The sequence below is a fragment of the Mesorhizobium sp. WSM4842 genome (genome assembly GCF_055901575.1).
In genome coordinates this window covers 4622750-4645537 of sequence record NZ_CM148372.1, presented here as the reverse complement: position 1 = coordinate 4645537, position 22788 = coordinate 4622750, and the positions used below count along the sequence as shown (strand labels likewise).

The following is a 22788-nucleotide window of genomic DNA, read 5'->3' as shown; positions in this document are numbered from 1 at the left end:
CGCCAGCATTTTTCCCAAATGCGCCTTAATGTGACGTCATTGCGCGTTGCACATTGCTGTCATTCTGGCTAGAGAATGTGCAGCAATTAGAAATGCTTGGTTTTTGTGCATGCTTGACCTGACCAAATTGGCTTCGCCGCTGGATGTGGGTCGTGTGAGAATCCGCAATCGCGCTTTTCTCGCGCCCATGTCGGGTATATCAGATGAGCCGTTCCGGCAGCGTGCCTATGCGCATGGCGCCGGATTGGTCGTGTCGGAGATGGTGGCGAGCGGCGAGCTTGCCAGGGGCAGGACCGGTTGCGGCCTTCGCATCCGCCATTCCGGGCTGCCTGTGCACATGGTCCAGCTTGCCGGCCATGATGCAGCGCATATGGCCGAGGGCGCTCGAATCGCCGCGGGCGAGGGCGCCGACATCATCGACATCAACATGGGTTGCCCGGCCAAGAAGGTGACGGGCGGCTATGCCGGCTCGGCGCTGATGCGCGATCTCGATCACGCTTTGTCGCTGATCGAGGCGGTGGTCGGCGCCGTCGAGGTGCCGGTCACGGTCAAAATGCGGCTCGGCTGGGACGAAAGCGCGCTCAACGCGCCGCTGCTGGCGCGCCGCGCCGAGCAGGCGGGCGTCAAGATGGTGACGGTGCATGGCCGCACGCGTTGCCAGTTCTACCAGGGCAAGGCGGACTGGCGCGCCATCGCGCGCATAAAGCAGGCTGTGTCGATCCCGGTCGTCGCCAATGGCGATGTCAGCTCGCCGGCGGAGGCAGCAATGATCCTCGACCAGTCGGGCGCCGACGCGGTGATGATCGGCCGCGCGCATTATGGCGCGCCCTGGACGGCAGGCAGCATCGCGGCAGCCGCGGCAAAAGAGGCGGCGCCTGATGTGCCCGAAAGTCCGCAAGCGCTGGCCGACTACATCGTCGCCCACTACGAGGACATGCTAACGCTCTACGGCATCGAAAGCGGCGTGCGCCAGGCGCGCAAGCATCTTGGCTGGTATCTCGACCGCCACGCCGCTGGCGTCGTTGATGAGCGGCGAAAGGCCATCCTCACCTCCTTCGAGCCCGTCCGCGTCGTTGCCGCGTTGCGCGAGGTTTTTTCACGCGCTGCCGAGGCGATGAACCTGCGGAGTGCAGCATGAATGCCACCATCGCACAGAGCATGGGTATGGCGGACGCCGCCCACATCGTACTCAACACCATCCGCCGCCCGGTGATCATGGTCGATGCTGAAGGGGTCATCACCTTCGCCAATGCCGATGCCGAAGATTTCTTCCGCTCGAGCGCGACCATGCTCGCCCGCAACACATTGCCCAAGCTCATTCCCTTCGGCAGCCCACTGCTGACGCTCGTCGACCAGGTGCGCGAGCGCCGGGCACCCGTCAACGAATACCGGGTCGACGTATCGTCGCCGCGCCTCGGCATCGAGAAGGTCGTCGACCTCTATGTCGCGCCGGTGTCGGAATTCCCGGGCTCCGTCGTGGTGATGTTCCAGGAACGATCGATGGCCGACAAGATCGATCGTCAGATGACGCACCGCGGTGCGGCACGCTCGGTGACCGGCCTTGCTGCGATGCTCGCCCACGAGATCAAGAACCCGCTATCCGGCATCCGGGGTGCTGCCCAGCTGCTCGAACTATCCGCTTCCGACGAAGATCGCGCGCTGACCCGGCTGATCACCGACGAGACCGACCGCATCGTCTCGCTGGTCGATCGCATGGAGGTGTTTTCCGACGAGCGGCCCATCGACCGCTATCCGGTCAACATCCATGTCGTGCTCGACCATGTGAAGGCGATTGCCAAGAACGGTTTTGCCAAGCGGATCAAGATATTGGAGGATTATGATCCATCGTTGCCTCCAGTTTTCGCCAACCGCGACCAGCTCATCCAGGTGTTCCTCAACCTGGTCAAGAATGCGGCCGAGGCCATTGGCGGCGATCCGCAAGGCGAGATCACTCTGTCGACCGCGTTCCGGCCGGGCATCCGTGTTTCCGTTCCGGGAACGCAGGGCCGCGTGTCGCTGCCGCTGGAATTTTGCGTGCGCGACAACGGTTCTGGCGTCTCCGAAGATATCCTGCCGATCCTGTTTGATCCCTTCATCACCACCAAGCCTAACGGGTCGGGGCTTGGTCTGGCGCTGGTCGCGAAAATCGTCGGCGAGCATGGCGGCATCATCGAATGCGATTCAACGCCGCGCGCAACCACCTTCCGCATCCTGATGCCAGCCTGGAAAGAAACGCCGTTCGGCACAGACGACGATGGTGAAGGAGACCGCAAATGACGGTTCGCGGCAATATTCTTGTCGCCGACGACGATGCGGCCATCCGCACCGTCCTCAATCAGGCGCTTTCGCGCGTCGGCCATGAGGTGCGCGTGACGTCCAACGCCTCGACGCTGTGGCGCTGGGTGGCGGCGGGCGAGGGCGATCTCGTCATCACCGACGTAGTCATGCCGGACGAAAACGCTTTCGACATGCTGCCGCGCATCAAGAAGGCACGGCCGGAACTGCCCGTCATCGTCATGAGCGCCCAGAACACGTTCATGACCGCGATTCGCGCCTCCGAGACCGGCGCCTACGAATATCTGCCGAAACCGTTCGACCTGACCGAGCTTCTCAACATCGTCAACCGGGCGCTTTCCGAGCCCCGACGGCCGAAGATCGATGCGCGGGCCGACGAGCCGCCGGAAACGATGCCGCTGGTCGGCCGCTCGGCCGCCATGCAGGATATCTACCGGATGCTGGCGCGCATGATGCAGACCGACCTGACGGTGATGATTTCAGGCGAATCGGGCACCGGCAAGGAACTGGTGGCGCGCGCGCTGCACGAATACGGCCGCCGCCGCGGCGGCCCGTTCGTCGCGATCAACATGGCGGCGATCCCACGCGACCTGATCGAATCGGAACTGTTCGGGCACGAGAAGGGCGCCTTCACCGGTGCGCAAAACCGCTCCACCGGCCGTTTCGAGCAGGCCGAAGGCGGGACGCTCTTCCTCGACGAGATCGGCGACATGCCGATGGAAGCGCAAACGCGCCTGCTGCGTGTCCTGCAGCAGGGCGAATATACCACCGTCGGCGGCCGTACGCCGATCAAGACCGACGTGCGCATCGTCGCCGCCACCAACAAGGATCTGCGCACGCTGATCAATCAAGGGCTTTTCCGCGAGGATCTGTTCTATCGCCTGAATGTCGTGCCGCTAAGGCTGCCGGCGCTGCGCGAGCGGTCCGAGGACGTTCCGGATCTCGTCCGGCACTTCTTCAAGCTCGGCGCCAGCGAAGGCCTGCAGACCAAGCGCATTTCCACAGGCGGCATCGAGTTGATGAAGCGCTATCCGTGGCCAGGCAACGTGCGCGAGCTCGAAAATCTTGTCCGCAGGCTGGCCGCGCTCTATTCGCAGGATGAGATTTCCGCCGAAGTCATCGAGGCGGAACTGAAGACCGGCGAGAGGCCGGTCGTTCCCGGTGGCGGCAACCTCATACCCGACGATCTGTCCATCGGCCAGGCGGTGGAACATTTCCTGCAGCGCTATTTTGCTTCGTTCGCCGGCGATTTGCCGCCCGCCGGCCTCTATCAGCGTATTCTCTCCGAGGTCGAATATCCGCTGGTCCTGGCCTCGATGACGGCAACCCGCGGCAACCAGATCAAGGCTGCGGAACTCCTCGGGCTAAACCGCAACACGCTGCGCAAGAAAATTCGCGAACTCGGCGTCAACGTCTATAAATCGACCAGGCAGGCTTAGAGCGACGTCCGTCCGTTCGGACGTACAAAGTTCGCTCTAGCACTTTGAGTAGTCGCATCGTGCTTTCCGAAAAATCGATTCCGATTTTTCGGGCTGGTGCGACAGAGCGAAGCCTTTTCGGGGGATCGATCGCCGAAACATTTCCGTACAGGCCACACTTGTTGCATAATCGCCACAATGCGTTGCATACATCCGACGCAATCACTGGCTCTAGACGGCGACATGGCTTCACAGGCACCGACACCGAGCGAAACGCTTTTCAGCGAACCTGGCACACCGGACGGGCGCCGGCTGCTCGCGCTGCCGGGCGTGGTGGCAATTGCCGGTGCGCTGGTTACGGCAGCGATCTCCTTCGCCATTCTCGTCGGCGCCACGCCGATCACGCCGGACGAGAGAACGACGCTGGCGCTTATCGCCCTCAATGCGGCGTTCATCCTGTTCCTGATCGCGCTGGTCGGCCGCGAAGTGCATCGCATTTTGATGGCGCGCCGGCGCGGCAAGGCGGCGTCGCGGCTGCATGTGCGGATCGTCGCCATGTTCGCGCTGGTCGCCGCGATTCCCGCCATCATGGTGGCGATCATCGCCTCGATCACACTCGATATCGGCCTCGATCGCTGGTTCGAGATCCGCACCAAGACGATCGTCAATTCGTCGCTTTCGATCGCCGACGCCTATGTGCAGGAGAACGCGCGCAATCTCCAGGGGACGACCCTGTCGATGGCTTACGATCTCGACGCCTCCCGCACGCTCTACGGCCTCGATCGAACCGGCTTCCTCGATCTCATGAACAAGGAAGCCGTCGGACGCTCCTTGGCCCATGCCGCACTGGTCAGGCCCGACGGTTCATTCGTCATGAGCGCCAAGACCGACGCCGATTTTGCCATGCCGGAGCCGCCGGAAGGCGCCATGAGCAGTGCCGCCGACGGCAGGCCGGTGCTGATCGAGCCGAAGACGCGCAACATCATGGGCGCCATCGTCAAGCTGCGCGAGATCGAAGGGCTCTATCTCTACACCATCCGGCTCGTCGATCCCGAGGTGATCAAGGCGCGGCAGATTGTCAGATCCAACACCGACGAATATCGCGGTCTGGAAGACAATCGCCGCACCTCGCAGGTCGCCTTCGCACTTCCCTACCTGTCGCTGACGCTGATCATCATTCTGTCCGCCATCTGGACCGGCATCGCCGTGGCAGACCGCCTGGTGCGGCCGATCCGCCAGCTCATCGGCGCGGCCGACGAGGTCGCGACCGGCAATCTTGACGTTGCCGTGCCGGTTCGGCCCTCCGACGGCGACGTCGCCTCGCTCGGCGACACCTTCAACAAGATGCTGCTGGAACTGAAATCGCAGCGCAACGAGATTCTGTCCGCCAAAGATTTGATCGACGAGCGGCGGCGCTTTTCGGAGGCCGTGCTTGCCGGTGTCACCGCCGGCGTCATCGGGGTCGATCCATATGGCATCGTCACCATCGTCAACCGCTCGGCGGAAACGATGCTGGCCATATCCGCCACCGCCGCACTCGGGCAAAACCTCTCCGCGGTGCTGCCGCATGTCGGCCGCGTCTTCGAGATCGGCCGCAAGTCGGGCAAGCCTGTCCACCGCGAGCAGGTGACCTTCTATCGCGCCGGTACGGAGCGCACCTTCAACGTGCAGATCACGGTCGAGGCCGGCGATGACGGTGCGGAGGAGAAATCCTATGTCGTGACGGTCGATGACATCACCGATCTGGTCCAGGCGCAGCGTTCTTCGGCCTGGGCTGATGTTGCGCGGCGCATCGCCCACGAGATCAAGAACCCGCTGACACCGATCCAGCTATCCGCCGAGCGCATCAAGCGCCGCTACGGCAAGGTCATCACCGAAGACCGCGAGGTTTTCGATCAGTGCACCGACACGATCATCAGGCAAGTGGAGGACATCGGCCGGATGGTCGACGAGTTCTCCGCTTTCGCACGCATGCCCAAGCCCGAAATGAAGGCCCTCGATTTGCGCGAATCGTTGCGCGAAGCCTCGTTCCTCGTCGAAGTGAGCCGCGCCGATATTACCTTCGAGCGCGTGTTCGGCAACGAACCGCTCAAAGGCACTTTCGACAGCCGCCTGATGGCGCAGGCTTTTGGCAATGTCATCAAGAACGCGGCCGAGGCGATTGACGGACTTGATCAGAAGGACCGCTCGCACGGCATAATCCGGATCCAAGCCAGGCGCCAGAATGGTGCGATTCGCATCGATGTCATCGACAACGGCAAGGGCTTGCCGCGCGAGAATCGTCAGCGATTGCTCGAGCCTTACATGACGACACGCGAGAAGGGCACTGGGCTCGGCCTCGCTATCGTCAAGAAGATAGTGGAGGACCATGGCGGCCGGCTCGAATTGCATGACGCGCCGGCGGATTTCCACGACGGGCGAGGCGCGATGATCAGCATCATCCTGCCGCTCGCCGCCACCGTGCCGCCGCGCGGCGAAGGCAGGACGGAACACGAAAGACAAACTGAAAAGGTCGGTAATGGCGTCTGACATTCTCATCGTCGATGACGAGGAAGACATCCGCGAACTTGTCGCCGGTATCCTGAGCGACGAAGGTCACGAAACCCGCACGGCATTCGATGCCGACAGCGCCCTGGCGGCGATCGCCGACCGGGCGCCGAGGCTGATTTTCCTTGACATCTGGCTGCAAGGCTCACGTCTGGACGGACTGGCGTTGCTGGACGAGATCAAGACGATGCATCCGAGCCTGCCCGTGGTGATGATCTCGGGCCACGGCAACATCGAGACGGCGGTCTCGGCCATCCGCCGCGGCGCCTATGACTTCATCGAGAAACCGTTCAAGGCCGACAGGCTGATCCTCATCGCCGAACGTGCAATTGAAACCTCGAAACTGAGACGCGAGGTTTCTGATCTCAAGCTGCGCAGCGGCGAGACCTTCGACCTGATCGGCATGTCGTCGGCGATGAGCCAGTTGCGCCAGACCATCGAGCGCGTCGCGCCGACCAACAGCCGCGTCATGATCATCGGCCCGTCCGGCTCGGGCAAGGAACTCGCGGCACGCGCCATCCACACGCTGTCGGCGCGCAAGAGCGCCCCATTTGTCACGCTGAGCGCTGCCAACATCACGCCCGAACGCATGGAAGTCGAGCTGTTCGGCACCGAATCCAACGGTGTCGAACGCAAGGTCGGCGCGCTTGAGGAAGCCCATCGCGGCATTCTCTACATCGACGAAGTGGCCGACATGCCGCGCGAAACGCAAAACAAGATCCTGCGCGTGCTGGTCGAACAGCAGTTCGAGCGGGTAGGGGGCACCAAACGGGTCAAGGTCGATGTCCGTATCATCTCGTCGACCTCGCAGAACCTGGAGGCGATGATCGCCGACGGTCGTTTCCGGGAGGATCTCTATCATCGTCTGGCGGTGGTTCCGGTCATGGTGCCGGGATTGGCCGAGCGGCGGGAGGACATCCCCTATCTTGTCGACAATTTCATGAAGCAGATCGCCCGCCAGGCCGGCATCCGGCCGCGGCGCATCGGCGACGACGCGCTGGCGGTGCTGCAGGCACACAACTGGCCAGGCAACGTCCGCCAGTTGCGCAACAATGTCGAGCGGTTGATGATCCTGGCGCGCGGCGACGATATCGATGCACCGATCACCGCCGATCTCTTGCCTGCCGAGATCGGCGATGTCATGCCGCGCACGCCCAATCAATCCGATCAGCACATCATGGCGCTGCCGTTGCGTGAAGCGCGCGAACAGTTCGAGAAGGACTATCTGATCGCCCAGATCAACCGTTTTGGCGGCAACATCTCGAAGACGGCCGAGTTCATCGGCATGGAGCGCTCGGCGCTTCACCGCAAGCTGAAGTCGCTGGGCGTCTGATAGCCAATCCAATCGTGGCTTACGCAATTATCGGTTACGGCGGCGGCGGAATCGCATAAGAAAGCGCTACAGCGCCGCGCGTCGCTTGGGACGCGCAAAGGACACTGTAGCATTCGATTTTTGTGCATGACCCCGAAAAAAATCGATTCCGATTTTCGGGGTCATGCGCTGACTTCTCCAGGGGTGACCCATGCCGCGCATTGCCTTTGTGAACGGGCGCTATGTCGCTCACGCCGACGCTTTCGTGCATATCGAAGACCGCGGCTATCAGTTCGCCGATGGCGTATACGAGGTTTGCGAGGTGGCGCGCGGCTTCATCGTTGATATGCCTCGCCATCTCGGGCGGCTGAACCGTTCGCTGACCGAATTGTCGATCGACTGGCCGGTCACGCGGGGCGTGTTGCCGATCATCATGCGCGAGGTGGCCCGTCGCAACCATGTCACCGATGGCCTGGTCTATCTTCAGGTGACGCGTGGCGTCGCCAGCCGTGACTTTGTTTTTCCGGCAGGCACGAAGCCGTCGCTGGTGGTGACCGCCAGGAAAGCCGACCCCGCTGCTGCCACGAAGAGAGCCGAAAGCGGAATCAAGGTTATCACCGTGCCGGAGAACCGTTGGGATCGGGTCGATATCAAGTCGGTCGGCCTGTTGCCAAATGTGCTCGCCAAGCAGAAGGCCAAGGAAGCCGGCGCCCAGGAAGCTTGGTTCGTCGATGCCGACGGCACGGTCAAGGAAGGTGGATCGTCGAATGCCTGGATCATCACCAGGGATGGCGTGCTGGTGACGCGTCCGGCCGAGCACGGCATCCTGCGCGGCATCACGCGCACCACGCTGTTCGAAGTGGCCGCCAAGCTCGGCCTGAAGATCGAGGAACGGGGCTTTTCGGTCGCCGAAGCCAAGGCCGCGCGCGAGGTTTTCATCAGCTCCGCCACCACAATCGCCATGCCGATCGTGGCGATCGACGGTGCTCCCGTCGCCAACGGCCATCCGGGCTCCATAACACTTTCCTTGCGGCACGCCTTTTTTGACGTTGCGGAAAAAAGTCCAGCCTGATAACCGCACAGGTGGAATGAACATCAATATATCTCGTTCTGCTTGTCGTTATTGACGGCAAGACGGTGTTTGCGCGCTTGACATGTGCCAGGTAATTTGGCGCATTGGCCTGCAAACCGAAGGGGATCGGCGAAAGACAAGAACAATGGCGGAACGATCGCAAAATCTTCAGGACCTGTTCCTGAATTCAGTTCGCAAAAGCAAAAACCCACTCACCATCTTCCTCATCAACGGCGTGAAGCTGACCGGCGTGGTCACTTCGTTCGACAATTTCTGTGTTCTGCTGCGTCGAGACGGCCATTCTCAGCTCGTATACAAGCACGCCATTTCCACGATCATGCCGAGCCAGCCGGTTCAGATGTTCGATGGCGAGGAAAGCCAGGGCGCCTGATTGGCACGTAAGAAAGACGCGGACCGCAGCGTTCGCGAAAAACCAGCATATCAGCCGGGGACGGAAGCCGAAGGCTCGACCCGGGCCGTGGTCATTGTGCCCGTGCTTACCCGCCAGCCACGAGGCGACGAAGACACGAATCGTCCGCGCCTGACGCGTTCTGCCGAGGCCCGCCACGACGAGGCGGTTGGCCTTGCCCAAGCCATTGACCTCGACCCGATCCATACCGCGGTTGTGACCGTCAACGATCCGCGGCCTGCAACCCTGCTCGGAAGCGGCAAGGTCGCGGAGTTCGCGGAGATCGTCAAAGAGGGCCGTGCCGAACTGGTCATTGTCGACCATCCGCTGACGCCGGTGCAGCAGCGCAACCTGGAAAAGGAATTGAACGCCAAGGTGCTGGACCGCACCGGGTTGATCCTGGAAATTTTCGGCGAGCGCGCACGGACCAAGGAAGGCACGCTGCAGGTCGATCTGGCTCACCTCAACTATCAGAAGGGCCGGCTCGTGCGAAGCTGGACCCACCTCGAGCGCCAGCGCGGCGGCGCCGGTTTCCTCGGCGGTCCTGGTGAAACACAGATCGAGTCGGACCGCCGTGCCCTGCAGGACAAGATCAAGAAGCTCAAGCACGAGCTGGAAACCGTGCGGCGCACCCGTGACCTGCACCGCGCCAAGCGCAAGAAGGTGCCGTTCCCGGTGGTGGCGATCGTCGGCTATACCAACGCCGGCAAGTCGACGCTGTTCAACAGGCTGACCGGAGCAGGGGTGCTGGCCGAGGACATGCTGTTTGCCACGCTCGACCCGACACTGCGTCAGGTGCGACTGCCGCACGGCACGCCGGTCATCCTTTCGGACACGGTCGGTTTCATTTCGGATCTGCCGACGCATCTGATTGCAGCCTTCCGGGCAACGCTGGAAGAGGTGGTCGAGGCCGATCTCGTCATCCACCTGCGCGATATTTCGGACCCCGACACGGCCGCCCAGGCCGAGGATGTCGAGCGCATCCTCGCCGATCTCGGCGTCGATGCCGGCGACACCAAGCGTGTCATCGAAGTGTGGAACAAGATCGACCGGCTCGATGAAGGCAACCGGGCGCGATTGCTCGCCGACGGCATCGACGGCAACAAGGCGCCGCCGATTGCCATATCGGCCGCCACCGGCGAGGGCATCGATGTGCTGAAGGCGATCATCGAGACAAGAGTGTCAGGCGAACTGGAAACGCTGACCGTCACGCTCAAGCCTGAGCAGCTCGGGCTCGTCGACTGGCTCTACCGCAATGGCGACGTCGTCTCGCGCACCGACAATGAAGACGGCGGCGTAACCGTCGCGCTCAAGGCGACGCAAAGCGCGCATGAAGAGATAGAAAGCAGATTGCGCCGTAAAAACAGCGGGTAATTTCTATTACTTCGCGCTTTTGGCCCGCTGCCAAAGCGCCTCCATCTCATCGAGCTTCGCCTTTTCCAGGGTGTTTCCCGACGCTTCCAGCGCGTGCTCGACATAGTGGAACCGCGACCGGAATTTCTCGTTGGTGCCGCTGAGCGCCGCTTCGGAATCGACCTTGAGATGACGCCCGAGATTGACGACGGCAAACAGCATGTCGCCGAACTCGTCCTTGATCGACGCCGTATCGCCCTTGGCAAGGGCCTGGCGCAACTCGCCGATCTCTTCCTCGATCTTGTCGAGGATCGGCGTGGCCTCGCTCCAGTCGAAGCCGACGCGGGCCGCTTTTTCCTGTAGCTTGAGCGCCCGGGTCAAAGCGGGCAGGGCGACCGGTACGCTGTCCAGAAAACCCTTGCCATGATCCTCCGGATCGTGCCCGCGGGCGAGGCGGGCGTTTCGCTTTTCCGCCTTTTCCTCGGCCTTGATCTTCTCCCACATGCCCTTAGCCATGCCGGCGCTGCGCGCCTTCTCGTCGCCGAAGACATGCGGATGGCGGCGGATCATTTTTGTGGTGATGGCCTGGACCACGTCGCCAAAGGCGAATTCACCGGCTTCCTCGGCCATCTGCGCATGGTAGACGACCTGCAGCAGAAGGTCGCCGAGCTCGTCGCGCAGATCGTCCAGGTTGCCGCGCGCGATCGCGTCCGCCACCTCGTAGGCTTCTTCGATCGTGTAGGGCGCGATGGTCGAGAAATCCTGCTCGATATCCCACGGGCAGCCGGTTTCCGGCGTCCGCAGCGCCGCCATGATTTCGATCAGCCGGGAAATGTCTTTCGAGGGTTTCATCTGTCGAATGTTATCGTGCACCGATCACTCGGCAAATCCTGTCAGCCGGCAAGGGCGCATTGTCCACAGTTGCGCGGGACATGATCCCGAAAAGTGGAAGCCGGTTTTCGGAAAAGTTCATGGTCAAGCAAAGTGTTCAGTCGAGCACGGAGACGATCGCCTTGGCGAGCGCGTCCATCCCGTCCTCCGGCAGGCCAGCGACGTTGATGCGGCTGTCGCCGACCATATAGACGCCGTGCTCGGCGCGCAGCCGCTCGACCTGCGCTTCGGACAGGCCAAGCCGGGAAAACATGCCGCGATGGCTGGCGACGAAATCGAAGCGGTCGGAATTGGACTGCCGCCGCAGCGCTTCGGCGAACTGGACACGGAGCCGCAGCATACGCAGGCGCATCTCCTCGAGCTCAGCTTCCCAGTCGGCGCGCAGCGTGGCGTCTTCGAGCACGATGCGCACCGCGGCCGCGCCGTGGTCAGGCGGCATCGAGTACATGGCGCGGGCGGCCGACAGCATCTGGCTCATTGCCACATCCGCCTGCGCGCTGTCTTTGGCCAGGATCATCGCCGCGCCGACACGGTCACGATACACGGCAAAGTTCTTCGAGCAGCTCGAGGCAACGACCATTTCCGGGACTTTCGCCGCCAGCAGGCGCAAGCCGACGGCGTCAGCGTCGAGGCCTTCGCCAAAGCCCTGATAGGCAATGTCGACAAAGGGCAGCAGGCCGCGCTCGACGACGAGTTCGGCTATTTCAGCCCACTGCGCGGTGTCCAGATTGGCGCCTGTCGGATTGTGGCAGCAACCATGCAGCAGCACCACGTCGCCGCTCTTGGCGGTCGCCAGCGCACTCATCATGTCAGCGAAGCGAACAGCACCTGAGGCGGCGTCGAAATAGGGATATTCGCGTATGTGCAGGCCAGCGGCGCGCATCACCGGCATGTGGTTCGGCCAGGTCGGGTCCGACAGCCAGATCGTCGCGTCCGATCGCGTCCTCTTGAGCAGCTCAGCCACCAGTCGCAGCGCGCCCGAGCCGCCGGGCGCCTGCGCCGCACGGATTCGCGTCAGCTCGGCCGCATGGCCAAAGACCAGCCTCGCCATCGCCGTGTTGAAGCCGGTATCGCCGGCAAGGCCGAGATAGGTCTTGGTATCCTGGCTCTGCAGCGATCGCTTTTCGGCTTCGCGCACGGCGCGCATCACCGGCGTCTTGCCATCGCGATCCTTGTAGACGCCAACGCCGAGGTCGACCTTGCCGGGGCGGGGATCGGCGCGATAGAGGCCGATCAAGGCGAGGATCTTGTCGGCTGGGGCAGGCTGGAGGTCTTCAAACATCGGCGCGGTTCCGTTGGCGGCGGAGTGATACGCAAATCGGCCGTGCTGCGCCAGCGGTTTCATTTGCACCAGGCTGAAAACCGCCAAACCGGGAGAAAAGCCTCGATTGGCGCGGCTCATCGTACTCGTCATTTCCACGACACGGCGAGGAGGACGCAGCAGGCAAATGTGGCTTTCCGCATGTCAGTTCGTCGACGCCGTTCTATGACGCCAGCTTGAGGGCGGCCGACGGCAAGGCGGCGACAGGTTGCTGTTTCTTGCCGCCCCAACCGATCCGCGGCAACCATTCGAGGTAATAGGCGAAGCCGAATTGCAGCGCGATGCCTGTCGAGATCAGGATTGCATCGTAGAAGAGCCCGCCCGGGCTGACGACCTTCATGACCTGCGCGATCATGGCAAAGATCGTTCCGGCGATGAAGACCGGCAGCGAATGCTTACCGAGAACCGCGAGCGGGTGTCCGGGCCTGGTCCTCGCCAGGTTGGAAAGCGCCGGGATTGCCACGATCAGATAGGCGATCGCCAAAATGTGCATGAGGCGCGACAGCGACAGGAACGTCTTGTCGAAGCCGGTCAGCACGGTAGGCAGGCCGGAGGCCGTCTCGATGCCCCACAGCGGCAGCCGCACCCAAATCAGCGCACCGACCAGATACCCGACAGCCGCGCTCGCCATCATCCAGTTGAAGCGGATTTCGCCGCCGCGCTTGACATGCAGCATGCCGGCGATCCCGATGACGAAAAGAAACTGCCAGGAGAGCGGGTTCAGGAACCAGAAGCCGTCGCCGGGAAAATTCGAAGGCGCGATCTGGAAAATTCCGGCGATGAGCCAGAGGAGAGCGGACGCAGCAAGCATAAGGCGCAGGCTGAAAGTGCCGATCCACAAGAAAAGCGGCATCATCAGAAGTACGACGGCATACATGGAAAGAATGTTGTTATAGCCGATCTGATGCCCGAGCGCCGCGATGCCGAGCAGCGCTTCCGGCGTGTCCTCGATGATCATCTGGATATTGATCAGCTTCAAAAGGTCGGGCCGCGAAAAATGCAATGCAGCCGCCGAGAAGATCGCCAGCGTCGCGACAGTGGTCATGACGTGGGTGACATAGAGGACACCGGCACGCCGCCAGGCCTTCAGGGTGATGAGCAACCGGTTCCCCGGCTGGAACTTCAGTCCGTAGGCGAGCCCAACGGCAATCCCTGAAATCAGCACGAAGGCTTCGGCCGAATCGGAAAAGCCGAAATTCTTATGCGTGAAATACTCGAAGATCGTCCCCGGCACATGGTTGACGAAGATCGTCAGTAGCGCTAGCGCGCGGAAGACATCGATGCGGGTATCCCGCTGGGTTGGCACATTGCCTGTCATGTGGGGGCTTGTCATGTCGGGTCGATAACTTGTCATGTCGGGTCGATAATTCGTTGAACAAAGCGGGCCCAAAGGGCCGTCGGCGAAGCGAAGATTCGGCGGTGAATGTTTCCTGCCTATAACTCGCACGTGCCCTGAGAAAGATGACACCTTCGCGATTTTCCGCGTCACAAATTAATTCAGGTATAAACATCGAAATCCCCGGTGCGCTAAAACCGCGCTCCGAATTGTGGCGGCTGAGGGGAGGGCTGCTCGTTCGCGGACAAACGAGCCGTACGCGCGATGGTGGCGTTATACCGGTGATGCCTGATCTTCCCGGATCGCAAAAAACTCAAAGAGCGGGATTAAAACCTGTCATGCTCCGTAAACAGGACATGAGAGGGTCGATGCCAAGCTTCGATATCATAGGACAGCTTGGTTCCCTGCGGCGCTACGCGCGTTCGCTGGCGCGCGACAGCGCAGAAGCAGAGGATCTGGTGCATGACGCGCTGGTGCGTGCCTATGAGCGGCGCGGCACATTCCGATCCGGCGGGAACCTGCGCGCATGGCTGCTGTCGATCGTCCACAATGCTTTCATTGACGGTTTGCGGTCCCGCAAGTCTGAAGCGGTGCGCGTCGAGCAGGCCGGATATCTTGTCGACGCCAGCGTGCAGGCTCCCCAGGAGCATTCCGTCCGGCTGGCACAGGTGCGCGAAGCTTTTTTCAAATTGCCGGATGAGCAGCGTTCGGCGCTGCATCTCGTCGCCATCGAGGGACTTACCTACACCCAGGCGGCCGAGGCCAGCGGCGTACCGCTGGGAACGCTGATGTCGCGCATCGGCAGGGCGCGCGCAGCGCTCCGCGAGATGGAGGACAAATTGCCGGCACATGCGAAAAGCCACCTCAAGATCGTAGGAGGCCCGTGATGTCCATGATGAGCGAACTGCGCGACCCGGCGACCGATGCCGACCTCGACGCCTATGTCGACGACCAGCTGGACGTTGCCCGCCGCATCGAGGTCGAGGCGTTTCTTTCCGCCCGTCCGGAGGCGGCCGCTCGCGTGATGTCCGACCTCAGGACGCGCGACGAACTGCGCGTGGCGCTTGCCGGATCCAAGGGCATGGCGCGGCCGGCAACGGCCGATGCGGCACGGCGGCTGGAGCGGGGACTGGCCCGGGGGCGCGCCTTACGCACGGCGCAGCGGGCTGCGGCGGTCGCAGTCCTGGTGGCTGCGGGCTGGTTGGCGAACGGGATCGTCGGGCCGATATCGGTGACGAAAGTCGTCGCCTCGACCCAGCCGCCTGTCTATCTGGAGGAAGCGATCCGGGCACACAGGACGACGATCATGCGCGAGGCCATGTCATCCCAGCCCGAAGCGCCGAACTACGATGCGGACGAAATCCGCGCCGCCACGGCGATCGTCATGCCGTCGCTGCCGAAGGACTGGAAGGTGCGTGACGTGCAGATCTATCCGTCGCAGTTCGGCCCGAGCGTCGAGATGGCTGTCGAAACAGGGGACCTGGGGCTGGTCTCACTGTTCGCGATCAGGCCCGGAACGTTCGACGTGGTCCAGCCGACCGTCGCCCCTTCGGGCGAAATTTCCTCGGCCTATTTCCAGATCGGCGAAGTTGCTTACGCAGTCGTCGCCCGAAGCGGTGTCCGCGATCTCGATCGCACCGCAGAAACGCTCGCCAACACGCTTTACTGACCTTCACAAAGGAGAACCGGCATGAACACCCCCAATCTAGGATACCGCACCGGCGTCGGAGCCCAAACCGGCGCCGTCTACGACGAGGGCCTGCGCCAGCACATGCTGCGCGTCTACAATTATATGGGCGTTGGCCTCGTCGTTACCGGCGTGATCGCCTTCGTGGTGGCTTCCACGCCAGCCCTCTACGTGCCGATCTTTTCCAGCCCGTTGAAGTGGGTGGTGATGCTGGCACCGCTCGCCTTCGTGCTGCTGTTCTCGTTCCGGATACAAACGATGTCCGCGGCCGGCGCTCAGGCGATGTTCTGGGCATTCTGTGCGGTCATGGGCCTGTCGCTGGCTTCCGTGTTCCTGGTGTTCACCGGGACCAGCATCGCGCGCACCTTCTTCATCGCCGCCACCATGTTCGGCGCAACCAGCCTTTACGGTTACACGACCAAACGCGACCTGACCCAGTTCTCGTCCTTCCTGATCATGGGTCTGATCGGCGTGGTGATCGCCAGCATCGTCAATATCTTCCTCGGCTCGACCGCGCTCCAGTTCGCCATCTCGGTGATCGGCATCGCCGTCTTCATCGGTCTCACCGCCTGGGATACCCAGACGATCAAGGAGCAGTTTGCGGAAAACTTCGGTGCGGAATCGCAGCAGAAGCTCGCCGTGTTCGGTGCATTCTCGCTCTATCTGAACTTCATCAACATCTTCCAGCTGCTGTTGAACTTCACCGGCGAGCGCGAATAGCCGCGTCAAATCAATGCATGTCGCGGCAGCGTTTTTGGGGCTGCGACATGCATAAACAGAGACTTGAAGCGCGTCGCGAAAATCTCTTGGAACGCGGCGCGCCTGGATGTCGGAGTGCTTCCCATGGACAGGAACGACCAGCAGGCGATCGGCAACCTTTTCGAGAAACTTGCGAACGTCGAGCGGCAGACGCCGCCGCGCGATGCCGAAGCGGAACGCTTCATCAACGATCAGATTGCCCGGCAGCCCGGCGCGCCATACGACATGGCGCAAACGATCGTCGTGCAGGAGCAGGCCATGAACGCGGCGCAGTCCCGCATCGAGGAACTGGGACAACAGGCACAGCAGTCTGCCGGCGGCGGATTGCTTGGCGGGCTCTTGGGCGGCGGCGCCAGGCGCTCGGGTTCGGTCCCGCGCGTCGGGCGCACCGCTGCCACCGCGCCGCAGGAGCCGCTTTCGGGCGATGATCGGCAGAGGGCAGGCGGTTTCCTCGCCGGAGCCGCCAGGCATGTTTGGCGGAAGCGAAGCGCAGGCAGCCGAACAGGTCGACCGTTAGCAGCCGGATCCAAGGCGTACTCGACGTTGATCAGCTTGGCATTTGCCAGTTCATGGTCACAAGGCAGGGCTCGGTCCAGCATATGCACTGCTTGCTAGGCGGCGAGCCGGGCGGTCATCAGCCGCGACTGCATCTGGCCACCTATCCGGAAGTCGCATAAGATAGATTATGGAACTGAGATGCGGTTTTGATTGCATGCATTCGGCCCAACCGCAGCTCCTTGTTCCTTGGAACTAAGCGGAATTGCGGTTGATAGCGTAGCGTCTCCTGGGACGCACACAGGCTCCTACGCCGCTTGCGGCACGCAGGCTTCGCAGATCGCCGCGATGTGCCGGTGGTCAGTGCCGCAGCAGCCGCCCAGGATGCGCATCGTCGGAAACGAGGCTGTCAGCCTGCTGTAGCGCCGCCCGAGATCGTCCGGGTCGCCCGCGTCGAGCGTCTCCGATTCGTCCAGTTCGGCATGGCTTTTGGCCGAAGCATTCGCCTTCACGCCATAGACGCGATCGAGCCAGCGCTCGCGCTTGTTCAGCGCCTGCATGAAATGCGTTGGATGGGCGCAGTTGATCATATAGTAGGCCGGCGCACCGTCTGTCGCGTCGTCGACCCTGTCGATCGCCTCGCCGAGCGCCATGCCGGTCACCAGCTTGCCGTCCGTTTCCACCGTGAACGAGATCATGCACGGCATGGCATGCGCCTTGGCCGCCCGCGCCACGCCGATTGCCTCGTGGAAATTGGTGAGCGTATAGGCCGCAACCATGTCGGCCTCGGTCCGCGCGAAACTCTCGATCTGCGGCGCGTGATAGGCTTCCGCCTCGTTGGCGTCCATCTTGCCGGCTTTGTAGCCGTCGCCGCGCGGCCCGATCGCGCCGCTGACGACGCACGGCGTTTCGGCGGTCTCGAACTCATTGCGCAGGTCGAGAAGAAGCTCGATCGAGCTCTCGTTGACGGCCCGCAACGCTTTCGGCCCGTAGCCGAGCAAGGTTCCCCAATCGGGGTTGGCTCGCCACGTCGGCGTGTCGAGGATGAAGCCGGTCCCGCTTCTGCGCGCAATGGTCAGATAACGGACGTAATATTCCCTCAGCTTCTGCCGGCCTTCAGGCGTTGCCATCAGCGTGAATGAAGCAAAGTGCGGAAGGTCGAGGCCTTCGTGAAAGATGAAAGTCGTTTCCATGCCGCCATCGCTCAGGAATGTTCTGTTGGCGAGTTGCGGCAGATTCTGGCGGTACTTGGCCATGTTTGTCTCCAGTGGTAAGATGACACCGTGCTGCCCCTGGTGGCGGCCGGTTCGGAATAGCCAAGTTTTAGCAGCGCGTGCCGCCGGTGCGATAGAAGGCTTGTGGTCCGGTACTCCACCTGAAGCGGGAACCGCAGTAATTACAGACGGATAGCCGCGCCGGGCCGGTCGTATTGCTATCGGTGCCGATGCTGGTGGGTGTGAAAACCATACCGCCGGTACAGTGGATTTGAGGGCATTCGGTCATGCGCAAGGGTGCGGAAACGCGCGAACGCATTCTGGAGATCGCCGAGGCCTCGGTGCTCGCCAAGGGGTTCGGCGCGACTTCCATCGAGGAGGTGATTGCCGAAGCCGGCATCACCAAGAGCGGCTTCTTCTATCATTTCAAGGACAAGAACGAACTCGCCCGCGCCTTGATGCTGCGCTACGTCGAGGAGAACGACCGCATCTTCGATGATGTGTTTCACCGCGGCCGGCAATTGTCCGATGATCCGTTGCAGTCGTTCCTGATCACGCTCAAGCTGCTTGCCGAGTTGATGGGTGATCTGCCGAACGGCCACCCCGGCTGCCTGATCGCGACGTTCACCTATCAGGAGCGCCTCTTCGACCGCACCGTTCGCGACATCGCCGCCGCCGCCGTACGCTCCTGGAACGGGCGGTTTCGCGATGCGCTGAACGAGATCGCGGCCGTTTATCCTGCCCGCAAAGGCATGGACCTCGAAGACGTGGCCATCATGTTCTCCTGTGTGATCGATGGCGGCATCATCATGTCGCGGGGGCTCGGCGACCCGCGTGTCCTCGAACGCCAGATCCTCGCCTTCCGCAACGTCGTAAAGATGTTGTTCGCGCCGGCGGCGCCTGACGTCATGCTGCCGCCCACCGCCATCGCCGCCGAATAGGAGTGCGCCGGGCGGCGCTCGCTGCAGCCCCGAGGCTGCGATATCAGGCGCGATCGATTCAGACTGCCAGCGTCGCTACGACAGCCTGCGCTGCCCTGACCATTGCGTGTGGCTCGGCGGCGAACACCGCGTCGTGCGCGCCGGCCGCTGCCCAAACGCGATCGAAACCGAGCAGCGTTTCGTCGGCGAACGCCGGGATTGCAATCAGATGGCCGATCGGGGCTACGCCGCCGATTGCAAAGCCGGTCTCGTCGCGGATCTGCCGCGGGTCGGCGCGCTTCAGCGGCTCGCCGGTCAGTGCGGCAGCCCTGGCCAGATCGAGCTGATTGGAGCCGGAAACCAGGAAGAGAAACAGCTTTCCGCTGGTTTCCCCCTGGAACACCAAGGATTTGACGATCTGGGCGACTGTGCAGTCGCATTGCGCGGCGGCTTCCTCGGCGGTGCGTGTCGAGGCACCCATGCGCGTGATTTCGATCTCGAGGCCGGTATCGGCCGCTGCCCTGGTCACACGATCAATGCTTCCAGCCATGAAGAACCGAACCTATCATGCAGATTCATAAGGGATTTCGATCGTCATGCCGTCATAGGCCGGCTCGACATCGACCGGCGTCTCGGCCATCACCGCAGCGTAGTCGAGCGGCACATGCATGTGCGTCAGAACGGCCTTTTTCGGCGTCAGTTTTTCGATCCAGCCGAGTGCCTGGCCGAGCGACAGATGGCTCGGATGTGTCCTGTACTGCAGCGCGTCGATGACCAGCACGTCCAGGTCGCGCAGCCGTTCGGCGGTGGCGTCGGGGAAATCACTGACATCGGGGCAATAGGCGAGCCCGCCGATGCGAAAACCAAGCGATATGATATCGCCATGGATCTGCGGCAGCGGCTCGAGGGCGAGGGTACCCCCCTCGCCTTCGATCACCACCGGCCTGGCGTGGTCGATGATATGAGGCTCTACGATAGGCGGATAGGAACTACCTTGCGGTGTTTCAAAACAGTAGGCGAACGCCTGCCGCAACCGCAGCATGGTGGGCTGGTCGGCGTGGATATCGATGCGATGACGCTGCTCGAGCACGAAGCCGCGCAAATCGTCAATACCGTGGATATGGTCGGCATGCGGATGCGTATAGACGACCGCATCGATGCGCCTGACCGATGCCAGCAGCATCTGCGCGCGAAAATCCGGTCCGGTATCGATGACGACTGTGGTCCTGTCGCCGTTTGCCGCGATCCGCTCGATGAGCGCTGCGTTGCGCATGCGCCGGTTCCTCGGATTGGCCGGATCGCAATTGCCCCAGTCGCCGGTGATGCGCGGCGTGCCCGGCGATGAGCCGCAGCCGAGTATGGTGAGGCGCAGCCGGTCGCTCATGCGTCAGGCGCTCAGCGCGGTCGGGCGCGGCATCTTGCTGAACAGCCGGAAGAAATTGTCGGTGGTGACGGCGGCGATTTCGGCCTCGCTGACGCCGATCGTTTCGGCCAGCACCTTGGCCGTATGCGCGACATAGGCAGGCTCGTTGCGCTTGCCGCGAAACGGTATCGGCGCGAGGTAGGGCGCGTCGGTTTCGACCAGCAGGCGGTCGTGTGGCACATCGGCGGCGATGGCGCGCAGCTCGGTCGAATTCTTGAAAGTCACGATGCCGGAAAAGGAAACAAAGCCGCCGAGCCCCACCCCGACTTCGGCCAACCTGCGCCCGGACGAAAAACAGTGCAGGACGAAGGGGAAGGCGCCCTTCCCTGTTTCGTCCTCGAGGATATCAGCCATGTCGCTGTCGGCGTCGCGCGCATGGATGACCAGAGGCAGGCCCGTCTCGCGCGCTGCGGCGATGTGCGTGCGAAAGCCCTGCGCCTGCGCATCGCGCGGCGCATGATCGTAGAAATAGTCGAGCCCGGCCTCGCCGATCGCCACCACTTTGGGATGAGCGGACAGCCGGACAAGCGCCTCGACAGTCACGTCCAGCTCCTCGGCAGCGTTGTGCGGATGGGTGCCGACCGAGCAGTAAACCTCGTCGAAAGACTCAGCGATCTCAAGCACTTGCTGGAACCGCTTCACACGCGTCGAGATCGTCACCATGCGGCCGATTCCGGCGGCTAAAGCGCGGGCGACGACGGCCGCCCGCTCCTCTGCGAAGTCCGGAAAGTCGAGATGGCAGTGACTGTCCACCAACATCAGATGTTCGCGTCCGGCTGCTCGACGTAACGCGGAAACACGCCCTCCGGCGCGGGCAAAGCAACCCCTGATACCAGCGCATGGTCCGCGTGGACATGTACGAAATCGCGGCTGTCCGCCGGTACGGCCAGCAGGTCGAGCATCTTAGCGGCCGATCCCGGAATGAAGGGCTGGCACAGCAGCGCCACGCGTCGGACGACTTCCGCGGTCGTCCACAGCACCGTTTCCATGCGCGCCGGATCGGTCTTTCTGAGCGCCCAGGGTTCCTGCGAGGCGAAGTAGCGATCGGCCTCCGCCACGACGCCGAAGATCGCCGCCAGCGCTAGGTGGATGCCCTGCTCCGCCATCACCTTGCGTGCAGTAGCAAGCGCCTCCACCGCCTGGTCGAGGATCGCCCTGTCGACCTCCGCCAGATCGCTGCGTTTCGGCACTACGCCGCCGCAGTTCTTGGCGATCATCGACAGCGAGCGCTGCGCCAGATTGCCAAGGCCATTGGCGAGGTCGGCATTGGTGCGGTTGACGATGGCCTCGTGGCTATAGCTGCCGTCCTGGCCGAACGGCACCTCGCGCATGAAGAAATAGCGTACCTGATCGAGACCATAATGCTCGATCATCGCAAACGGATCGACGACATTGCCGACCGACTTCGACATCTTCTCGCCGCGGTTGAACAGAAAGCCATGCGCGAATACGCGCTTCGGCAGTTCGATCCCTGCCGACAGCAGGAAGGCCGGCCAGTAGACGGCATGGAAGCGGACGATGTCCTTGCCGATGACGTGGACGTTCGCCGGCCAGAAGGACCATCTGTCATCGGCCGCATCCGGATAACCGGCAGCCGTGATGTAGTTGGTCAGTGCATCGACCCAGACGTACATCACATGCTTGTCGTCGCCCGGCACCGGCACACCCCATTTGAACGTGGTGCGCGAGATCGACAGGTCCTTCAGCCCGGATTTGACGAAGCTGACGATTTCGTTGCGCCGCTCCGCCGGTCCGACAAATTCGGGGCTGCTCTCATAGAGCGCGAGCAGCCTGTCCTGATAGGCGGAAAGGCGGAAGAAATAGCTCTCTTCCTCGGTCCACTCGACGGGCGAGCCGAGCGGTTCGCGACGTATGCCGTCGTCGCCGACCTTGGTTTCGGCCTCGTCGAAATAGGCTTCCTGCCGCACCGAATACCAGCCGCTATAGCGGTCGAGGTAAATGTCGCCATTTTCCGCCATGCGCGTCCAGATCGCCTGGCACGCCTTGTAGTGGCGCTCCTCGGTGGTGCGGATGAAAACGTCGTTCGAACAGCCGGTCGCTTCAAGCATCGAGCGGAAGATCGCCGAATTGCGATCGGCAAGCGCTTTTGGCGTCAGGCCTTCGGCGTCCGCCGTCTGCTGCATCTTCAAACCGTGCTCGTCGGTTCCCGAGACGAAGAAGACGTCCTTGCCGTCGAGCCGCTGGAAGCGGGCCAGCGTGTCGCTGGCGATGACATTGTAGGCATGACCGATATGCGGCTTGCCGTTCGGATAGAAAATCGGCGTCGTGAGGTAGTATTTTTCGCGTGCCATGGATGAGCCGTCATGAATGTCTGA

General features: G+C 62.4%; 21 protein-coding genes. 13 read left to right on the top strand and 8 right to left on the bottom strand.

Annotated features, from left to right (window positions below; all coding sequences use genetic code 11):
- The first annotated feature begins 109 nt into the window (after positions 1-109).
- The 8 genes from dusB (at position 110) to hflX (ending at position 10427) form a co-directional block, all read left to right on the top strand.
- The gene (gene dusB / locus AC0NIE_RS22505; RefSeq protein ID WP_473487461.1) at positions 110-1138 is read left to right on the top strand and encodes a tRNA dihydrouridine synthase DusB; all 1029 of its coding nucleotides are present in this window, start codon (positions 110-112) and stop codon (positions 1136-1138) included.
- Positions 1135-2277 carry a two-component system sensor histidine kinase NtrB gene (locus AC0NIE_RS22500; RefSeq protein ID WP_473487462.1) on the top strand — a complete coding sequence of 381 codons (1143 nt, stop codon included), beginning with the start codon at positions 1135-1137 and terminating at the stop codon, positions 2275-2277. The genes dusB and AC0NIE_RS22500 overlap by 4 nt, the downstream gene beginning before the upstream one ends.
- Complete coding sequence (gene ntrC / locus AC0NIE_RS22495) at positions 2274-3734, top strand: nitrogen regulation protein NR(I) (RefSeq protein WP_023799224.1); 1461 nt, start codon at positions 2274-2276, stop codon at positions 3732-3734. The genes AC0NIE_RS22500 and ntrC overlap by 4 nt, the downstream gene beginning before the upstream one ends.
- Positions 3735-3956: 222 nt before the next feature.
- Positions 3957-6242 carry a sensor histidine kinase NtrY-like gene (locus tag AC0NIE_RS22490; RefSeq protein WP_473487463.1) on the top strand — a complete coding sequence of 762 codons (2286 nt, stop codon included), beginning with the start codon at positions 3957-3959 and terminating at the stop codon, positions 6240-6242.
- On the top strand, positions 6232-7593 hold the full coding sequence (gene ntrX, locus AC0NIE_RS22485) for a nitrogen assimilation response regulator NtrX (protein ID WP_123151463.1): 1362 nt from the start codon (positions 6232-6234) through the stop codon (positions 7591-7593). The genes AC0NIE_RS22490 and ntrX overlap by 11 nt, the downstream gene beginning before the upstream one ends.
- A gap of 190 nt (positions 7594-7783) precedes the next feature.
- The gene (locus tag AC0NIE_RS22480) at positions 7784-8644 is read left to right on the top strand and encodes a D-amino-acid transaminase (protein WP_473487464.1); all 861 of its coding nucleotides are present in this window, start codon (positions 7784-7786) and stop codon (positions 8642-8644) included.
- Between the two features lie 145 nt (positions 8645-8789).
- Positions 8790-9035 (top strand): RNA chaperone Hfq, encoded by a 246-nt coding sequence (gene hfq, locus AC0NIE_RS22475; RefSeq protein WP_006202172.1) that lies wholly within the window; start codon positions 8790-8792, stop codon positions 9033-9035.
- On the top strand, positions 9036-10427 hold the full coding sequence (gene hflX, locus AC0NIE_RS22470) for a GTPase HflX (RefSeq protein WP_473487465.1): 1392 nt from the start codon (positions 9036-9038) through the stop codon (positions 10425-10427).
- A 6-nt stretch (positions 10428-10433) separates the two neighbouring features.
- Here the strand turns inward: hflX and mazG are convergent, their stop codons facing one another.
- From mazG to AC0NIE_RS22455, 3 genes are all read right to left on the bottom strand, one after another.
- Complete coding sequence (gene mazG / locus AC0NIE_RS22465) at positions 10434-11258, bottom strand: nucleoside triphosphate pyrophosphohydrolase (protein ID WP_473487466.1); 825 nt, start codon at positions 11256-11258, stop codon at positions 10434-10436.
- Between the two features lie 136 nt (positions 11259-11394).
- Entirely contained in the window at positions 11395-12579 is a 1185-nt protein-coding gene (locus AC0NIE_RS22460; RefSeq protein WP_473487467.1) for an amino acid aminotransferase, read from the bottom strand.
- Positions 12580-12781: 202 nt separating this feature from the next.
- The gene (locus tag AC0NIE_RS22455; protein WP_473487468.1) at positions 12782-13936 is read right to left on the bottom strand and encodes an OpgC family protein; all 1155 of its coding nucleotides are present in this window, start codon (positions 13934-13936) and stop codon (positions 12782-12784) included.
- A gap of 386 nt (positions 13937-14322) precedes the next feature.
- Between AC0NIE_RS22455 and AC0NIE_RS22450 the strand changes: the two genes are divergently transcribed.
- From AC0NIE_RS22450 to AC0NIE_RS22435, 4 genes are all read left to right on the top strand, one after another.
- Positions 14323-14841 carry a sigma-70 family RNA polymerase sigma factor gene (locus AC0NIE_RS22450; protein WP_473487469.1) on the top strand — a complete coding sequence of 173 codons (519 nt, stop codon included), beginning with the start codon at positions 14323-14325 and terminating at the stop codon, positions 14839-14841.
- A gap of 8 nt (positions 14842-14849) precedes the next feature.
- A complete protein-coding gene (locus AC0NIE_RS22445; protein WP_473487492.1) occupies positions 14850-15623 on the top strand; it encodes an anti-sigma factor family protein in 774 nt (257 codons plus the stop codon).
- A gap of 21 nt (positions 15624-15644) precedes the next feature.
- Positions 15645-16361 carry a Bax inhibitor-1/YccA family protein gene (locus AC0NIE_RS22440; protein ID WP_029352369.1) on the top strand — a complete coding sequence of 239 codons (717 nt, stop codon included), beginning with the start codon at positions 15645-15647 and terminating at the stop codon, positions 16359-16361.
- Between the two features lie 123 nt (positions 16362-16484).
- Positions 16485-17015, top strand: coding sequence for a DUF2076 domain-containing protein (locus AC0NIE_RS22435; RefSeq protein ID WP_473487470.1), 531 nt, complete (start codon positions 16485-16487; stop codon positions 17013-17015).
- A 188-nt stretch (positions 17016-17203) separates the two neighbouring features.
- Here AC0NIE_RS22435 and AC0NIE_RS22430 read toward each other — a convergent pair whose 3' ends face one another.
- Positions 17204-18151 (bottom strand): homocysteine S-methyltransferase family protein, encoded by a 948-nt coding sequence (locus AC0NIE_RS22430; RefSeq protein ID WP_473487471.1) that lies wholly within the window; start codon positions 18149-18151, stop codon positions 17204-17206.
- A gap of 245 nt (positions 18152-18396) precedes the next feature.
- On the opposite strand from AC0NIE_RS22430, the gene AC0NIE_RS22425 reads away from it, so the two are divergent.
- Entirely contained in the window at positions 18397-19050 is a 654-nt protein-coding gene (locus AC0NIE_RS22425) for a TetR/AcrR family transcriptional regulator (protein ID WP_473487472.1), read from the top strand.
- Between the two features lie 58 nt (positions 19051-19108).
- Here AC0NIE_RS22425 and AC0NIE_RS22420 read toward each other — a convergent pair whose 3' ends face one another.
- The 4 genes from AC0NIE_RS22420 to metG are packed head-to-tail and all read right to left on the bottom strand — an operon-like array spanning position 19109 to position 22764.
- Positions 19109-19579 carry a YbaK/EbsC family protein gene (locus AC0NIE_RS22420; RefSeq protein ID WP_473487473.1) on the bottom strand — a complete coding sequence of 157 codons (471 nt, stop codon included), beginning with the start codon at positions 19577-19579 and terminating at the stop codon, positions 19109-19111.
- Between the two features lie 15 nt (positions 19580-19594).
- Positions 19595-20413, bottom strand: a complete 819-nt coding sequence (locus AC0NIE_RS22415) for an MBL fold metallo-hydrolase (protein ID WP_473487474.1) — start codon at positions 20411-20413, stop codon at positions 19595-19597.
- Between the two features lie 3 nt (positions 20414-20416).
- Complete coding sequence (locus AC0NIE_RS22410; protein ID WP_473487475.1) at positions 20417-21211, bottom strand: TatD family hydrolase; 795 nt, start codon at positions 21209-21211, stop codon at positions 20417-20419.
- Positions 21211-22764, bottom strand: a complete 1554-nt coding sequence (metG, locus tag AC0NIE_RS22405; RefSeq protein ID WP_473487476.1) for a methionine--tRNA ligase — start codon at positions 22762-22764, stop codon at positions 21211-21213. The genes AC0NIE_RS22410 and metG overlap by 1 nt, the downstream gene beginning before the upstream one ends.
- Positions 22765-22788 lie beyond the last annotated feature (24 nt).

Bases quoted from the DNA above. Each gene is read 5' to 3' on its own strand.
- dusB (WP_473487461.1), top strand. From the start codon at position 110: ATGCTTGACCTGACCAAATTGGCTTCGCCGCTGGATGTGGGTCGTGTG.
- AC0NIE_RS22500 (WP_473487462.1), top strand. From the start codon at position 1,135: ATGAATGCCACCATCGCACAGAGCATGGGTATGGCGGACGCCGCCCAC.
- ntrC (WP_023799224.1), top strand. From the start codon at position 2,274: ATGACGGTTCGCGGCAATATTCTTGTCGCCGACGACGATGCGGCCATC.
- AC0NIE_RS22490 (WP_473487463.1), top strand. From the start codon at position 3,957: ATGGCTTCACAGGCACCGACACCGAGCGAAACGCTTTTCAGCGAACCT.
- ntrX (WP_123151463.1), top strand. From the start codon at position 6,232: ATGGCGTCTGACATTCTCATCGTCGATGACGAGGAAGACATCCGCGAA.
- AC0NIE_RS22480 (WP_473487464.1), top strand. From the start codon at position 7,784: ATGCCGCGCATTGCCTTTGTGAACGGGCGCTATGTCGCTCACGCCGAC.
- hfq (WP_006202172.1), top strand. From the start codon at position 8,790: ATGGCGGAACGATCGCAAAATCTTCAGGACCTGTTCCTGAATTCAGTT.
- mazG (WP_473487466.1), bottom strand. From the start codon at position 11,258: ATGAAACCCTCGAAAGACATTTCCCGGCTGATCGAAATCATGGCGGCG.
- AC0NIE_RS22460 (WP_473487467.1), bottom strand. From the start codon at position 12,579: ATGTTTGAAGACCTCCAGCCTGCCCCAGCCGACAAGATCCTCGCCTTG.
- AC0NIE_RS22455 (WP_473487468.1), bottom strand. From the start codon at position 13,936: ATGACAGGCAATGTGCCAACCCAGCGGGATACCCGCATCGATGTCTTC.
- AC0NIE_RS22450 (WP_473487469.1), top strand. From the start codon at position 14,323: ATGCCAAGCTTCGATATCATAGGACAGCTTGGTTCCCTGCGGCGCTAC.
- AC0NIE_RS22445 (WP_473487492.1), top strand. From the start codon at position 14,850: ATGAGCGAACTGCGCGACCCGGCGACCGATGCCGACCTCGACGCCTAT.
- AC0NIE_RS22440 (WP_029352369.1), top strand. From the start codon at position 15,645: ATGAACACCCCCAATCTAGGATACCGCACCGGCGTCGGAGCCCAAACC.
- AC0NIE_RS22435 (WP_473487470.1), top strand. From the start codon at position 16,485: ATGGACAGGAACGACCAGCAGGCGATCGGCAACCTTTTCGAGAAACTT.
- AC0NIE_RS22430 (WP_473487471.1), bottom strand. From the start codon at position 18,151: ATGGCCAAGTACCGCCAGAATCTGCCGCAACTCGCCAACAGAACATTC.
- AC0NIE_RS22425 (WP_473487472.1), top strand. From the start codon at position 18,397: ATGCGCAAGGGTGCGGAAACGCGCGAACGCATTCTGGAGATCGCCGAG.
- AC0NIE_RS22420 (WP_473487473.1), bottom strand. From the start codon at position 19,579: ATGGCTGGAAGCATTGATCGTGTGACCAGGGCAGCGGCCGATACCGGC.
- AC0NIE_RS22415 (WP_473487474.1), bottom strand. From the start codon at position 20,413: ATGAGCGACCGGCTGCGCCTCACCATACTCGGCTGCGGCTCATCGCCG.
- AC0NIE_RS22410 (WP_473487475.1), bottom strand. From the start codon at position 21,211: ATGTTGGTGGACAGTCACTGCCATCTCGACTTTCCGGACTTCGCAGAG.
- metG (WP_473487476.1), bottom strand. From the start codon at position 22,764: ATGGCACGCGAAAAATACTACCTCACGACGCCGATTTTCTATCCGAAC.